At 52.3% G+C, this 14,945-nt stretch carries 15 protein-coding genes, 1 tRNA gene and 1 pseudogene; 8 read left to right on the top strand and 9 right to left on the bottom strand.

The genetic code is table 11. The features are described 5' to 3' along the window. The first annotated feature begins 61 nt into the window (after positions 1–61). The 3 genes from CJO09_RS14440 to ampD are packed head-to-tail and all read left to right on the top strand — an operon-like array spanning position 62 to position 1,762. Positions 62–904, top strand: a complete 843-nt coding sequence (locus CJO09_RS14440; protein ID WP_119442991.1) for a cytochrome C assembly family protein — start codon at positions 62–64, stop codon at positions 902–904. Position 905: 1 nt separating this feature from the next. Beyond that, complete coding sequence (locus CJO09_RS14435; protein ID WP_114421484.1) at positions 906–1,184, top strand: PP0621 family protein; 279 nt, start codon at positions 906–908, stop codon at positions 1,182–1,184. Then, a complete protein-coding gene (ampD, locus tag CJO09_RS14430) occupies positions 1,181–1,762 on the top strand; it encodes a 1,6-anhydro-N-acetylmuramyl-L-alanine amidase AmpD (protein ID WP_484195856.1) in 582 nt (193 codons plus the stop codon). The genes CJO09_RS14435 and ampD overlap by 4 nt, the downstream gene beginning before the upstream one ends. Positions 1,763–1,772: 10 nt before the next feature. On the opposite strand, the gene htpG is transcribed toward ampD, so the two are convergent. Then, a complete protein-coding gene (htpG, locus tag CJO09_RS14425) occupies positions 1,773–3,683 on the bottom strand; it encodes a molecular chaperone HtpG (protein ID WP_119442990.1) in 1,911 nt (636 codons plus the stop codon). Positions 3,684–3,963: 280 nt separating this feature from the next. On the opposite strand from htpG, the gene CJO09_RS14420 reads away from it, so the two are divergent. Next, positions 3,964–4,048 (top strand) — tRNA-Leu (locus tag CJO09_RS14420). Positions 4,049–4,181: 133 nt separating this feature from the next. On the opposite strand, the gene CJO09_RS14415 is transcribed toward CJO09_RS14420, so the two are convergent. Both CJO09_RS14415 and CJO09_RS14410 read right to left on the bottom strand, forming a co-directional pair. Continuing rightward, entirely contained in the window at positions 4,182–4,889 is a 708-nt protein-coding gene (locus tag CJO09_RS14415; protein WP_119442989.1) for a restriction endonuclease, read from the bottom strand. A 198-nt stretch (positions 4,890–5,087) separates the two neighbouring features. Further along, entirely contained in the window at positions 5,088–5,639 is a 552-nt protein-coding gene (locus CJO09_RS14410; RefSeq protein ID WP_147404933.1) for an RNA-dependent RNA polymerase family protein, read from the bottom strand. Positions 5,640–6,181: 542 nt separating this feature from the next. On the opposite strand from CJO09_RS14410, the gene CJO09_RS14405 reads away from it, so the two are divergent. The 4 genes from CJO09_RS14405 to CJO09_RS14390 all read left to right on the top strand — a co-directional run bounded on the left by CJO09_RS14405 (position 6,182) and on the right by CJO09_RS14390 (position 10,155). Beyond that, positions 6,182–6,676 (top strand): TIR domain-containing protein, encoded by a 495-nt coding sequence (locus CJO09_RS14405; protein ID WP_119442987.1) that lies wholly within the window; start codon positions 6,182–6,184, stop codon positions 6,674–6,676. Between the two features lie 31 nt (positions 6,677–6,707). Then, complete coding sequence (locus CJO09_RS14400) at positions 6,708–8,327, top strand: CBASS cGAMP-activated phospholipase (protein ID WP_119442986.1); 1,620 nt, start codon at positions 6,708–6,710, stop codon at positions 8,325–8,327. A gap of 80 nt (positions 8,328–8,407) precedes the next feature. After that, positions 8,408–9,550, top strand: a complete 1,143-nt coding sequence (locus tag CJO09_RS14395) for a Thoeris type III anti-phage system protein ThcB4 (protein ID WP_119442985.1) — start codon at positions 8,408–8,410, stop codon at positions 9,548–9,550. A 2-nt stretch (positions 9,551–9,552) separates the two neighbouring features. Then, complete coding sequence (locus tag CJO09_RS14390) at positions 9,553–10,155, top strand: Thoeris type III anti-phage system protein ThcA (RefSeq protein ID WP_119442984.1); 603 nt, start codon at positions 9,553–9,555, stop codon at positions 10,153–10,155. Between the two features lie 46 nt (positions 10,156–10,201). On the opposite strand, the gene CJO09_RS14385 is transcribed toward CJO09_RS14390, so the two are convergent. From CJO09_RS14385 to CJO09_RS14360, 6 genes and pseudogenes are all read right to left on the bottom strand, one after another. Further along, complete coding sequence (locus tag CJO09_RS14385; protein WP_119442983.1) at positions 10,202–10,864, bottom strand: uracil-DNA glycosylase; 663 nt, start codon at positions 10,862–10,864, stop codon at positions 10,202–10,204. Then, the gene (locus CJO09_RS14380; protein ID WP_119442982.1) at positions 10,861–11,997 is read right to left on the bottom strand and encodes a nucleoside triphosphate pyrophosphohydrolase family protein; all 1,137 of its coding nucleotides are present in this window, start codon (positions 11,995–11,997) and stop codon (positions 10,861–10,863) included. Before CJO09_RS14380 ends, CJO09_RS14385 begins: the two co-directional genes overlap by 4 nt. A 6-nt stretch (positions 11,998–12,003) precedes the next feature. Further along, entirely contained in the window at positions 12,004–12,630 is a 627-nt protein-coding gene (locus CJO09_RS14375; protein WP_119442981.1) for an Nmad2 family putative nucleotide modification protein, read from the bottom strand. Then, a complete protein-coding gene (locus tag CJO09_RS14370; RefSeq protein ID WP_119442980.1) occupies positions 12,630–13,097 on the bottom strand; it encodes a TIR domain-containing protein in 468 nt (155 codons plus the stop codon). The genes CJO09_RS14375 and CJO09_RS14370 overlap by 1 nt, the downstream gene beginning before the upstream one ends. Before the next feature lie 340 nt (positions 13,098–13,437). Next, complete coding sequence (locus tag CJO09_RS14365; protein WP_147404932.1) at positions 13,438–14,028, bottom strand: hypothetical protein; 591 nt, start codon at positions 14,026–14,028, stop codon at positions 13,438–13,440. A 61-nt stretch (positions 14,029–14,089) separates the two neighbouring features. Then, positions 14,090–14,869, bottom strand: a pseudogene (locus tag CJO09_RS14360) (site-specific integrase); the annotation flags it as partial. Between the last annotated feature and the right edge of the window lie 76 nt (positions 14,870–14,945).

Raw genomic sequence — 14,945 nt, 5'->3', positions numbered from 1 at the left:
ACAACATTCATGACCGAATAAGGCATTATGCCTTACACCTTAATCCATTATTGCGGGAAGTATGTCTGAAGGCATTGTATTGCACTCATTGGCCGCCCTGGCCTACGCACTGTTGGCCCTGGGGCTGTGGCGCTCGCTTGCCAAAGGCCAGAACACACTGAAAATGGGCATGGCCGGCCGGGCCGGCTTATTAGGCGCCCTGGCGCTTCACGGCGCCGCCCTGTACCAAACCGTACTGCCGCCCAACGGCCTTTACCTGGGCTGGGCCCTGGCCCTGTCGGCCGCCATTTGGCTTGGTATGTTGATATTCTGGCTGGAAAGCTTTGTCATCAATATTGATGGACTCCTGCTTATTTTACTCCCGGCCAGTGTCATTGCCACGGTTCTGGCGGCTATTTACCCTTGGGGCCACCTGGTGGCCCACGCCAGCAGCGAGCTCTTGCGCGTTCACCTGCTCATTGCCCTGATGGCATATGGGCTGGTAACTGTGGCTGCCCTGCAAGCCATTCTAATGGCCATGTTGCATGGTTATTTGCACCGCCCCGTGGAACAGGTTGAAAAAAGCTCGTTGGTGGCCCACGCGCTTGATTGCATGCCGCCTTTACTGGTTCAGGAAAGATTGCTGTTTCGCCTGATCTGGATCAGTTTCATCGCACTCACGCTCACACTCATTACCGGCTCGATGGTGTCGCTAAGCTTGTTGGGTGTCCTGGTTCCGTTTGATCACAAAACCATTTTCACCGTCTTGTCGTGGCTCACTTTCGCGGCCTTGCTCATCGGCCGCTACGCGCGCGGCTGGCGCGGCCGCCAGGCCCTGCGTTGGACACTGGCCGGGTTTGCTTTTGTGGTGCTTTCCTACACGGGCAGCCGCTTCGTAATTGACGTTATTTTGCAAAGAGGATGAATTGGGTAAGCTGATATTCTGGATTCTTGTTATTTTGGCCGGGTTGGTGGCGGTGCGCCTGATTGCCCGCCACAACGAACGGCAAAACGCGCCCAGGCAGGCGCCCAAAAGCCAGGCGGGCAAAGCGGCCAAAGAAAAGCAATCGCTTGGGGCCGACGAACCCGAAGCCATGGTGCGCTGCGCCCACTGCGGCATTCACATGCCCCGTTCGGAAGCGGTGCTGTCTGATGGAAAAACATGGTGCAGCCCGGAACACGCCAAGCTGGGAGTACGCCAATGATGGGACTCATGCTAGACCGACACGGCTGGCTGAAACCCCATGGGCAAGTGCAATGCCGCCCTTCGCCCAACTACGACAAGCGCCCCGCAGGGGTTGACCCCACCTTGCTGGTGCTACATAACATTAGCCTGCCGCCGGGTCAGTTCGGCAAAAAACACATTGTGGATTTTTTCCTGAACCGGCTCAATTGCAATTTGCACCCCTGGTTCGAGAACATCCGTAGCCTGAAGGTATCGGCCCACTTTTTAATTGACCGCGAAGGCACCATTACCCAGTTTGTTTCAACGCAGCACCGAGCCTGGCATGCGGGGGTGTCATCGTTCAACGGCCGCGAAAAGTGCAATGATTTTTCCATTGGCATTGAACTGGAAGGCACCGACACCCAGCCCTACACCGAAGAACAATACTACGCCCTGAAACGGCTTACCCAGGTGATACGTGCACGCCACACCCTGAAGGCAGTACGCGGCCACGAACACATTGCCCCAGGCCGGAAAACCGACCCGGGGCCTGCTTTTAAATGGCACCGCTATGCGCGGGAAGGACAATGGCTTTTGCGCCAATTGCCCCACGCCTGAATAAGCTGAATCAGCCTTTCAGCAGCAACGCATTGAGCCGCTTCACAAAGCCGGCGGCATCTTTCAAATGCGCGCCTTCAGCCAGCATGGCCTGATCCAGCAGCACCTGCGCCCAATCACCGAAGTCGTCATCCGACGCATCTTTCACCCGGCCCAGCAACGGATGCTCGGGATTGATTTCCAGAATCGGCTTCACTTCAGGCGCTTCCTGACCGGCCGCCTGCAACATGCGCAGAATATGCGGGCTGAGCTCGTTGGAGTCCACCACCACGCACGCCGGTGAATCCACCAAACGCGCCGTGGCACGCACTTCCTTCACCTTGCCGTCCAGCGCTTTTTGCAAACGCTCGATCAAAGGCTTGCTTTGCTCGGCCACTTCCTCCTGGCGCTTTTTCTCGTCTTCATCGGCCAACTGCTCAAGATCCAACCCGCCCTTGGCAATGGACACCAGCGACTTTCCGTCGAACTCACGCAGGAAAGACAACATCCACTCGTCGACCCGGTCGGACATCAAGAGAACCTCGATACCCTTCTTGCGGAAAATTTCCAGGTGCGGGCTATTCGAAGCCGCCGCATGCGACTCGGCCGTGACATAGTAGATTTTGTCTTGCCCTTCTTTCATGCGCGACACGTAATCGGCCAGCGACACGGTTTGGTTGGCGGAATTTTCATGCGTAGACGCAAAACGCAGCAGCTTGGCAATGCGCTCCTGGTTTGCAACATCTTCACCTGCGCCCTCTTTCAATACCTGGCCGAACTGCTCCCAGAACACTTTGTAATCGTCAGGCTTGTTTTCAGCCATGTCTTCCAGCAGCATCAGAATGCGCTTGGTTGACCCTTCGCGAATGGAACGCACATCGCGGCTTTCCTGCAGAATTTCACGCGACACATTCAGCGGTAAATCGGCCGAATCGATGACCCCGCGCACAAAGCGCAGGTAGGTGGGCAATAGCTGGTCGGCGTCGTCCATAATGAACACGCGCTTCACATACAACTTCACACCCCGGCGACCATCGCGGTCCCACAGGTCGAACGGCGCGCGCTTGGGCACGAACAGCAACTGCGTGTACTCGCTACGCCCTTCCACCCGGTTGTGCGTCCAGGCCAGCGGATCTTCAAAATCGTGCGAAACGTGCTTGTAGAACTCTTTGTACTGCTCGTCGGTAATCTCATTCTTGGCGCGCGTCCACAACGCATTGGCCTGATTCACCGTTTCCCATTCCGTGGTTTTCACCTGGGCCGACTTTTCTTCGCTCCACTCTTCCTTGAGCATTTGAATCGGCAAAGAGATGTGGTCGGAATAACGGCGCAGAATCTCGCGCAACTTCCAACCGCTTAAGAACTCGTCTTCCTCTTCACGCAAATGCAGGGTTACCGACGTACCGCGATCGGCCTTTTCCACCTGGGTAACGGAAAACTCGCCCTGGCCGTCGGATTCCCACAGCACCGCCTCGGTTTCGGACGCATCGGCCCGACGGCTAAGCACCGACACCTTGTCGGCCACAATAAAGGAAGAATAAAAACCCACCCCGAACTGACCGATAAGGTTGGCGTCTTTCTGCTTGTCGCCCGTTAACTGGGCGAAAAACTCTTTCGTGCCTGAACGGGCAATCGTGCCCAGGTTCTGCACCGCATCTTCGCGCGACAGGCCAATGCCGTTGTCGGAAATGGTGACCGTGCGCTTGTCGGCGTCGTACTCCACGCGAATACGCAAATCGGCATCGCCCTGCATCAGTTCAGGGTTGTCGATTGCCTGGAAACGCAGCTTGTCGCAGGCGTCGGACGCGTTCGAGACCAGCTCGCGCAGGAAAATTTCCTTGTTGCTGTACAGGGAATGAATCATCAGGTGAAGCAACTGTTTTACTTCAGCCTGAAAGCCCAGGGTTTCAGAAGGCGCAGTATTCGAATCGGTTTGCGTCATTTTTTGCCACATTTGGTTAGTTAGTGAAAAAGGCGCACGCGACTACACGCGAGGCCGCCATCGCATGGGAGGGTAAGTGGGGGTGGTTGAGGGAAATTCAATAGGGGGAAATGGGGGTGTGGGTGAGCTTTGGTTCGCAGGGATGAGTGTGAATTGACTGGGCCAGAACGGCGTTAAGAGCGGCGCTTAAGAGCGGCGCGTGCAAAGTTTTCGCAGAACACGTATAATTTTGCCTTTCTTGCCACGGTATGTATTCTTCATACCGATCCACTTCGAACATGCCCGGGTGGTGAAATTGGTAGACGCAGGGGACTCAAAATCCCCCGCCGCAAGGCGTGCCGGTTCGATTCCGGCCCCGGGCACCAGCTTTAAAATCAGGCTGTTCCGGATTTCGGGCTGTTCTCCATTAACGGGGGATACGCATCATCTACACACTCAGATTCAACATTTATCACCGATTCCTGATGCATAGCCGGAGCTTGTCCGTCTCACTGGACATCAATAGCATCCACGATCATAAGCATTGTCACAGCTTGCAAGCCGATTCTCTAGATCGACAATAATCGGCTCCAGATAGGCCAACACCTCCTGCGGGCTGGAAAGCACCGGTGGGCGCTTCGTAAGCGTGAGCTCGACCGGAGTCACCTCAGCTATCGGATAAATGCCTCGGATGGCCTTACCCATAATTTCATTGGCGGTGTGAAGAACCAGAAATGCTGAATAGCCTACATCGCCCACCTCCTGGCGAAGGCCATGCTCGGTTCTTACTCCCTTAGGGATGTTCCAGTACCTATCTTTTGCAGACTCAATACGCTCCAACAGTTCTCGAATACGCAGGTTGTACACGTCGTTTTGAGCTGATTGCATGACGTTTGCTAAGGAGGTCACTACAACATTTGTGAGTTGCGCGGCTTCAATTGCACCACTTTGAAAGCCTGCCTCGCAAAGTAGAATTCCGCGATCGGCACCGATCTCCTGGACGATAGTTCGTAGCCCAGCAACATGCAGCTTCGACACTTTGCTCTTCCAATGCTTGCATTCGATCACCCACGTAACGTCGAAACCGACATGATGCATCTTCACAAGCACATCAATATCATGTTGCGTCCGGACTCCTTGCACCGTTACATTGGTTTGAGCGTCTAGACCGAGGCCTCGAAAGAATGCCGCCGCTTCTTCCTGATAATTGAACCAATCGGCTGCCATAATTTCTCCCGACAAACAAGTCTAGAACAACAGACATCCTACCGAACTTCCAGCAGACGAAGAAATTACTGTGCAGTTTTCTGGCATCATTCACAAAACAACATCATTTCATTCTCACCATCCACCCCACAGTACAGGTGGTCCCTTAGCTATCTGCGCAATATCTTTTGCGCTGCAGTTCCCTGCTTTTCAGAGCTTCTACCTCGACCCAACGCCACTTACGCGGTTACGAAGCAACTTGGCTGCTTGATCGACCTGCAAAACGAGTTGCTCACCTATATGCTGATGAAATCTTTTGACCTTGTAGGCCTGCCCCCGAACACGGGGCAACAACCTCTCCAAATCTTCAACAGAGTCGCCAGCCTCAACACGACGGCAAAAGGTATGGACAAGCGCACGAACCCGTGAGCGCTCTTTCGAAGGCAATGATGGTTTGGTGTTGCCTACTAATTTCAGAACCTCGATCGCACGACGGCCCGCATGCATAACCTCGTGCTTACCTGGGTGCACAAGCAGGCCTTTACTGGCCAATGCTGTTGCAACAGTTCTCACAACCCAATCAACACGAGATGCACTCAAATGATCAGGGCTGGACAACGTAATATCGTCTACATGGCGGGAATAGTGCGTCACTCCAATTGACGCAAGTTTTGCAACAAGTGGTGGCTCAATGTCCCATAGCGCCATATTGGCTAGATAGCCACTTGTGGGAGCCCCTTGCTCCAGGTGCCCATCTCGCGTAGTCAGCATCGTTAGCAATTCTGCTACCCATTGGAAAAGCCGAAAAAAGATGACCAAATGTCGTACACGACATCGAAGCTCACGCTCGGATAAAACTTGGAAATATCTTCCTTAATTACCGACTTCGCATGCACGTGAATTTTTACGCTATCGGTATAGTGACCAGCACGGCGCAGCGCAAGCCGTCAAAGATCGAAGACGACTGCCAGGTCGTAAGCGTGCCAGGCACGCGCAGTCATTGACGGCGAGAACGCAGTGAGACGGTGAAGGGAACAGCAAGACCGCCTACACACTCTCCCACTTATTTTTTGGCAAGCGCAGCGCGCAGGCTCGGCACTGTCCGAGCCGGAGGCGTTAGGGATGAAAGCCCGTATGGGCGAGACTCGTTCAGCGAGGCTCGATGCACTGCACGACAGCACGACCGGCCATGTCTCCTTGGCCGGGGACGCCCACACAAGTCGCCAAAACCTCAAAAATTGAATATATTTGTTGTAAATTGTGACTCGATGACAATCGCATCTTTATCGGTAACGAAACATCAGGAGAAAAAAATGACGCGCAGAGCCTTTTATAGCTTTCACTACCAGCCGGACAACTGGAGAGCTGCCCAAGTCAGGAGTATGGGCGTTATTGAGGGAAACAAACCCGCTTCCGATAATGACTGGGAAGATGTGAAGGCAGGCGGAGATAGTGCAATTCAGAAGTGGATTGATGGTCAACTATCCGGGAAGGCGGTTGCGATCGTTCTTATTGGACAGAATACCGCCGGAAGAAAGTGGATTAACTATGAAATAAAGAAAGCCTGGGGTGATAAGAAAGGAGTTCTTGGAATATACATTCATAATCTTAAGAATAGCGCCGAAGATCAATCGGAAAAGGGAAGCAATCCATTTTCGAATTTCACTATAGGCGAAGTTTCCATGGATGAGATTGTAAAAACTTACGATCCACCGTACTCCACCAGCACCAATGTATACAGCCACATCAAGGAAAACCTTGAAGACTGGATCGAAAAAGCTATTGAGATTCGAGGAAATTACTCGTAATTAAATCATTCCAGCCAAGCAGGGTCATCACATGATTCCAAGACTGCCTCTTGCAGGAGTGAGAGTTCATCTTTCAGGCACTGCTACAGATGAGCGACAAGAAGAAATATGCTTGTTTGTGAAGACACTCGCTTCGCGAATATTCAGCGAAGGAGGAGCCGTGATTCATGGAAGCCACCCCTCCCTATCTCAGCCTTTAGAAGATGCGGCGAGAAATTTCCTACAAGCGGGGGGTGAGATAGGAGCGTTAACACTGGTTCGCGCTCAAAAATTTTCCGAAACAGATGCACAGATTACGGAAATAGAAACTCAACGCCAATTCGCCGCGGTACAAATAGTTCCCGCAGAAACTGATGGCGTAGGAAATAGTGATTTAACTCCAATGCGAGACTGGATGGCCGAGCGATCGGATGCAGTTGTCTGCGTGGGAGGCAAGTGGTGGGACATAAATAAGGCTAACGCAGGAGTCCCCACTGAGCTTGATACGATGCTGGATCTTGGAAAGCCAGGTTTCGTGGTTGCAGGATTTGGGGGAGCAATCGCGGGTTATCTAAATGACAATCCCAGCTTGCCTTCAAGACTGCAGAATGGGCTATCCGAGGATGCAAACCGAGGGATTGCGAATGATACGTCTATCGAACGTATAGTAGAGACCATTGTCAATCAGCTAAAGCTCCTCCCGCTAGTGCGACGTAGTGTTTCGCGAGGACGCAATTTTCGAATTCTTGCTCTTGATGGAGGAGGCTTGCGAGGGACGTTCACTGCCGCCGTTTTGGCGAAGTGGGATGACATGTTGAAGAGTGGTGGTGGAAACAATCTAATATCACACTTCGATTTAGTCGCTGGCACATCGACAGGAGCGATACTCGCAATCGGGCTCGCTCTCGGAATTACGCCACGCGATATATTAAAGTTCTACCAAGAGCAAGGGCCGCTAATTTTCCCCAAGGATAGAAAGCTCCGACATTGGTTAAGATCCAAACACGAGTCCTCTACGCTCCGAGATTTGCTACACAAAGTATACGGTGATAGAAAAATCACTGATGCTTCATGCTGCAGGCTCGTAATTCCTACAGTAAGAGCCAAGCATGGGCAGGCTGAAGCTATTGTTACCGCCCATAGCCCAGATAGAACAGCATTCCGAAACATCTCTGCCGTCGATGCGGCACTTGCGTCTTCAGCTGCTCCAACATATTTTGACGAATCTGTCTGGGATGGGCCGGTTGCTCCTGAATCTTTTCTCGACGGTGGCGTTTGGGCGAATAATCCAATTCTCCCGGCGCTGGCAGAAGCGGTTCGTTATTTGAAAATACCACTGGGTCGAATAGATGTTTTAAGTGTCGGCACCATGGGCAGTGAAAGTGATTTCACTGAGTCTCTTGGAAAAGGTAAAGCCGGATGGGCACCCACTAGTGCTGATCTCTTCTTTGCCGCTCAAGAGCATGGGGCACTAATTTTGGCCGAAGGTTTTTTGGGCCCAACGCGCCATCTCCGGATTAATCAACAGACTCCAGCAGAAATTAAACTTGATGATGCAGAAGCGATTGAAGATATGGCAGCACGAGGAAATGAGATAGGTAAGGATTCTTTTGTTTCCGTTCGATCTAGATTTTTGGATGGACTGCTAGCACCAGAATGGCAAAAGTATTAATTTATCCTTAGATCTGCAGAAATCTTGCCTGACACTAGGGGCTTCTCTCGATATTTTTTAATTATGCGACTAAGGTAGACATGTCTTCTCTATATCAGCTTGCAATACTTGGAGCACCAAGTGCTGCTCAGATTTCTGAGCTTGAGAATATCGTGTCTCAAGCCGTAAGCATGTTCAATCTGCGGCTAGGTCATGAGGTCGGATGGGATATTTGTCCCGAATCATTCGAGCCCCACCAGCAAAGATCAGCCGCCGCCGTTTTTTTTGGTGGGGAGAATGCCCCTCTTGCCAATGTTGCAACACTGTTGGAGCGTGGCATCCCATTGCTGCCGGTGGCATCAGATGTCAGTAGAGTCAATGTAGAGATTCCAGCAATAATGCAACCGCTCAACTGCCTAGCATATACAGCAGGTGGTGCACAACGCGTTGCGACCGCATTGCTGGAATGTGCAGGATTACTCCCTCGACAACGGCGGGTCTTTGTAAGCTACCGCCGAGGAGAAGCCCGAGAAGCTGCTTTGCAATTGTTTGACGCTTTGTCAGTTCGACTTTTCGATGTATTCCTCGACACGCACGGCATCCCACCTGCCGAGGACTTCCAGACCATGCTGTGGCACCGACTCTGCGATTCCGATGTGCTCGTGATGCTGGACACACCAGGTTATTTCGAAAGTCGCTGGACGAGTGCGGAGTTTGGACGTGCGCTGGCCAAGGGTATCAGCGTTCTCCGTGTCGGTTGGCCGGACTCCACGCCTTCCGCACGCACGGCTACTGCAAGCCGAGCAGAGTTGTTGCCCGAGGAAGTAGACTCGCACACTGGTCGGCTGGCTGACGATGCAGTAGAGCGCATCTGCTTGCAACTTGAGGATATCCGCAGTCAAAGCCATGCAGTGCGTTCCGTCAATCTTGTAAGCAATCTGCGTAACGCTATTGAGACGATCGGCGGTCAAATAATCGGGGTGGGAAGCAACAGAGCAGTTCATATCCGATTGCCAGATGGTCGGGCAGTTGTGGTGTATCCCACCGTCGGTGTTCCTACATCGACAACACTGCATGAGGCGTCAACAAATTCACCCGATCAGTCCGTCGCCGTTGTCTACGATCCCGTCGGTTTGCATCCCCGATGGCTAGGACATTTGGACTGGCTGGGCCGGTACATCCATTCCGCACGATGGGTCAAGTCGAGCGAGGCGGGTTGGCAATTTGCGGATTGGGAGGCTTGAGCATGAGTGCCATCTTCCTTTCAGCCAGTGTGCCGCTTGTTGGCCGTGGCACTTATCATGAAACGGCTAATCCGTTTCTTATCCAATGTGCAGTACGCGAGTTGGCTATAGCTGTGATTCGTCGGCACAAAATCGTCTGGGGTGGCCATCCCGCCATCACACCAATGATCTGGACAATCTGCGAAGACTTGGGTGTGGACTACTCGCAGTCAGTAATTCTGTATCAGAGTAAATTCTTTGAAGATCGCTATCCCGAAGAGAACAAGCATTTTCAGAATGTTGTCTATACCGACGCGATTCCCGATGACCGGGGAGCAAGCCTGTTGGCCATGCGCGAGCAAATGCTGTCACGTGAGGACTTAGTTGCAGCAGTGTTCATCGGAGGAATGGAAGGTATAGAGGAGGAACATGAACTGTTCAGACACTTCCACCCCACAGCCAAAGTATTGCCCGTCCCTTCTCCGGGAGGAGCAGCGTTGAATCTAGCCAAGGATCGGGGCTATTTCGCCGATGAAGCGCTTACCGACGTGGACTTCGCTCGGCTCTTTCACTCTCACCTCAAGACAATAGGCGATGCTGACGAGCACCAACCAGTGACCGGCTGATTCGCAGCATCAATTGCGGCTCGTTGAAGAAACTACCAATGCCAGCTCAGAAAAGTGATTGAGTCCGAAGTGAATGCCCGTAGAGTTCCGAAATTTGGGCCTGAAACTGTGTTTGGCCACCGTAACTCGGATGCCTCACACAAACAACGGGCACAGTATCCGTGATGCGATGGGCCGCAGCAGCAGCATCATTTCCTATAGCAACGATGCGAAATGGCCGTAATAGGTCGATGAGCTGCTGCAACAATTTTTCGCCTGCACGTCTTTCACGAGCGTTGTGTTGCCGATTGGTAAACGGATCACCCGATTCATGCGGATGAAGTGGGAAAACGTTCCAAAGGAAGATACGAGCATCAATGTGCTCCAGCATGTTCCATATGACTGCAGCAGTACGCTCAGCCACTGCACTTCCTACAGTAGGTCGTTCTGCCATTGAATCGAGATCCCAGCGCTTGACATGGTGGACCATGTGAACATCATCAGTCAGGGCCAGCCCCGTGCGGCGCCCTCCGCGGTATCCAAGGTCTCGACCAATCCATATCGCATCGACCGGTTCCTCTAACGCGGAACGTAGCATGGCTGAAAGCGCCGCAGCTCGGCGTCGAGGTGCATCACGACGATCATGCACTTCGCAACGATCTGAATAAGGGTTAAAACAGTTTTCAAACTGCAGCGAGGCCACTGCCTCGACAAAGGGGTGAGTCTTCATTTCTCAAGCTCCAGCGGCATATATTGTATCGTGCGCTGTTCGCGATCACCAATGATCCAGCCCCCCTGATTTTCTTTGAGCTGCCGAAAAACGGCATAGCCATCAAGGATTGCTCTCTCCCATAACTTCAGCGGACACGCTTCTACTTCATAGCCACTAACGAATTCACCAATCGTTTTCAAAATCCCGAGAGAAATTTTCTCCTGATGTTCGAAGAAATTCAATTCCTTTGCTTTAGAAAATATCCAGGCTGTCAGACCTTCTTCAACAACAATGGCCCTCCCGCCATCCTGCTCCTCATCGTACTTCGGCTTGCTTTTTCTTTTATGCTTGATCAATGCTCGAATCACGGGTGACCAATGTAGTATGGCCGCATAAGAAAAATGAAAAACATCATGAAACCGATAACCATCGCGGTCAGCAATGTTGTCAGTTAGAGGGTCCCCTATAAATACCCCATTCCACTGAAGGTAGCTCTTGCCACTCCCTCGTTGATTGACCTTGATTTTGAAATGTCGGGGCAGTTGTTCTTCATCGCCAAAACCTCTATCGAAATCAAGACCAATTAAGTCGGCAGGTTGTGGATCTAAAAATGCTCCACGAGCTTTTCGAAGGTTGCCTCGCGCCACATCTGAAAATACCAATTCGGCAGTACGAATAGCATCCAAATAGGCACGCGCAAAGGAAACCACATCACTGCGCGTAGGGGAGTGGCCTAGCAATGCTGCGGCGGACTGACCTAGCACGACCAACGTGGTATCCACCGAACCCGGTTCAGTGATCGGCATGGCAATGTACGCCAACGCCCCCTCGGCCATGTCGCTTGCGGCCCCAACATTCTTAAAATTCCCATGGTTCGCCGCCTCGGCGAAAACCTCTTCCAGAGGAATTTGCATACGCCTGCAAAGCGCAGCCAGATACCAGAGCGTGTCTCCAAATTCTTCTTCGGCTGCTTTCTTAAATCCAGGATAAGCAGATGTCTCCCGAATATGTTTTTTGGCCGTAGCCATAATTCCACCCACTTCCCCGTATAAACCTTGGAGAACGGGGAAAAAATCGGTCGAATTGAGTACATCGGTAGTCTCAATTTCTGCAGCATAATCCGAGAGCAGAATAGACCCTTCTTTTTGCATGTCAAATTATCCGCGGAGAGTGAGCCATTCAAATGGAGGCCCTTGATAACCGGTAACACCCAAACTACGTAGCCACTGCTCTAGATTGGCAACCAGTTTAGGATCATCAAAGCAAGTCAACCCTATGCCACTTTTGCACAGGGGCCGGCCATTTCGGTCTTGCAGACCTGGAGGGAATTTTGGCCCCGCTCCTCCGAAATAAACAAAATCATTGCTGACCAAAACCCTGTTTACCCTAGTGTCGCGCTGTACGTGCCGAACATTCAGTGTTCCGTCTTCCTGGGAATGAAAAGAATCTCGTTGCTGCCAGGCTGCCTCTGGCCCATTTCTAAAATAGATATTGTCCCCACAGCTTTGCTTTCGGCTCCCATTGCGAAAAGGTTTTTTCGATTCGAACTTGGGGCTCACGGCATATTCGTCGATTGTCATCACTTCAGTAACGCGCATACCATACACAAGGTATCCTCCCCGCCTCACACCGCGAGAATTGCTACCGCTGCCGATTACCCAGTCACCAGGTTCGGCTTTACGGCGAATGCCTGGCTTGCAGGTTACTAACGTGCAGTGACCATAGAAGGGATTGGGTGCAAAACCACTGTCGTAGCGCACCACGTAGGAGTAAATTCGAGCCATCAGCAGGGGTGTCGCTTAAGATGAACGATGTCACAAGGGCCACCATCAGGCTTCTCCCATGTGTCTTTGCCATTAATCGCATCAATGATTGCGTCGCCGTTCCAACCAACCAGGGCATCCGCATATTCCCCCAAGGCATCGGGAATATCACATTCTTTTTCGCCGTGTTCCCAAACGCCCACAATACGTTTTCCCTGCTTTGCGGCATATTCGATTTCCCAATTAACCCAATCACTGTCTTTTGTTTGGGGGGAAACGTAGCAAATAAAGACACCAGCCCAGTTGATCGCAGGTGCCAGAATTTGGGTCTTTATGTAATGCTCATCAGTGGCCTTGTTGAACTTCCCTGTATGGATCGAGGAATCTCTGACATCCAGACCCTTCGGAGCCAGGAGATCTTTGAGCTTCTGAAGCCCATGATCGTCCTTATGTACATGGCTGATAAACACGTTTCTCTTTTCCGCCACCTGTCACCTCCATAGATATTTTTCTAATGGTTAAATATCGTAACTCCATTTGATATAAATGTCTGTAGGGTGGGTATCTTCTTGCCCCCACTCAGATGAGCGTGAGCTACGAGCAGTGCGATCTGCACCGCAGGGGCGCCAGAAGAGCAAGTCAGCATGGAGTATCTTGACCAAGCGATCAAAAGTGCGTATGCTAGTTGCCAGATAGATATATCGGGGTCTGAAAAGGCGTCTATCTGCCCCCTGGCAACAGGGTCCAGCCGTGCTGGTATCCAAAGAGCACCCGCGACATGAAGCCCCGTTCTACGGGGCTTCATCTTTTTCAACGCTCGAAATCCGACTATCGGCGCTGTCGACTCGGATCGCGCACCGGCTCCCCTCGGAACACCTTGGCCGCCATCACCTGAAAGCGCACACGCCCCTTGCGTTCGTGAGGCACCCCTGGCCCTGGCGTCCCAGCCAACCGCACGTAAGCACTTTCAACCACCATCCGTAGCGTGTTGCCTTCATGGCGACGTAGCCGAAAGTAAATTTCATAGTCCACCGCTTGCCCTTGATCGTCGATACTGCGGATGACCAGCCAATTGCCATGTCCGGTAAAGTTGCAATAGTGGTCATTCAGCGTTTGCACCAGAGCGGGCAGTGATAGCGACCAGCGGTAACGGTCGAAGCAGAAAGCGCGGGCGACAGCTCGATGATCGAGTATCAGCCGATCATGCCCCAACACATCGAAGTCCAGCGTTTCACCTGGCTTGGGGCCAAACGACACACAATGCGAAGTGAACTCCACTTCAATACGCAGCGTCAGAGCGGGATAACGCGTCGTTGCGGCAATAGCAAGCTCAAAGACAGGGCCACGCATGTGCGTCAGATCATATCGGGTGCACGCAACGTCAATGAAGCCCTGCCGCAAATAGCGTATCCACTGCATCAGGCCGCACCTTTTGAAACGCACCGCACATGTTTGGAAGGGGCTGGTTTGTTGCTCGTTGTCATACCACACCCTCTTCAGACGACGCAGCCGCCCGCTTCGTTCCTGGTGGTACGGCGCGCGTTGGGCGCTTGCGATGTCGGTATGGACGGTAGTTGCCTTGGCTGGTTTTGGTCGGCTCGTTGACCTCCACTGCAACGGGTGCTTGCGTATCGGCAGGTTTCTGATTACCAATTGTCTCCTGACGCATATTGGCAACCTTCTCCGCAGCCGCTCGAATCGGGTCATCCTCCGTATGGACATACGACATGAACATGGACACCGTTTTATGTGCGGTCAATGCCATGCCAACCTTAATCGGCGTACCAGAGTTGGCAATATCGGTTGCCGCACGGTGACGGATGCCGTGCGTGCCGACATGCGGCACTCCGGCCCGACCTAAGATGCGCTTCCATCCGTTGTAATAGGTACTGCTAGGCAGTGGCGTCTGAGGATCGAAAATGGCCGGGCAGACATAAGGCGAATCATCAATGCGATACGCATTCTTCAATAGCTGATAGGCCACCTCGCTCATTGGCTTGGATATGTCACCTGTCTTGCTGTCCGGCCAGACAACGCGGCGGTTTTCAAAGTCGATCCACTTCCACTCCAACAGACGAATTTCCGACATACGTGCCGAAAACTCGAATTGCAAACGAACAGCCAACATCACTGTTGGGTGCTCCAACCCTTCCTCGTCCGCACGGTCGAGATACTTATAAAGTTGGGCAAGCTCACTGTTGGTGATGAACCGCGTCGAGCCATCCTCCCGATACTTCGGGACATGGCGGCACGGATTAGTGAATCAAACCGGGTTTTGAGGAGGCTTCATTTCCTGAGAGAATGAAGCTATGAAGAAACAAAATACCTTTTCGCCT

The sequence above is a fragment of the Neopusillimonas maritima genome (genome assembly GCF_003576595.1).
Classification (GTDB): Bacteria; Pseudomonadota; Gammaproteobacteria; order Burkholderiales; family Burkholderiaceae_B; genus Neopusillimonas; species Neopusillimonas maritima.
Note: the sequence above shows the minus strand (reverse complement) of the source record. Positions and strands in the feature narration are given on the sequence as shown.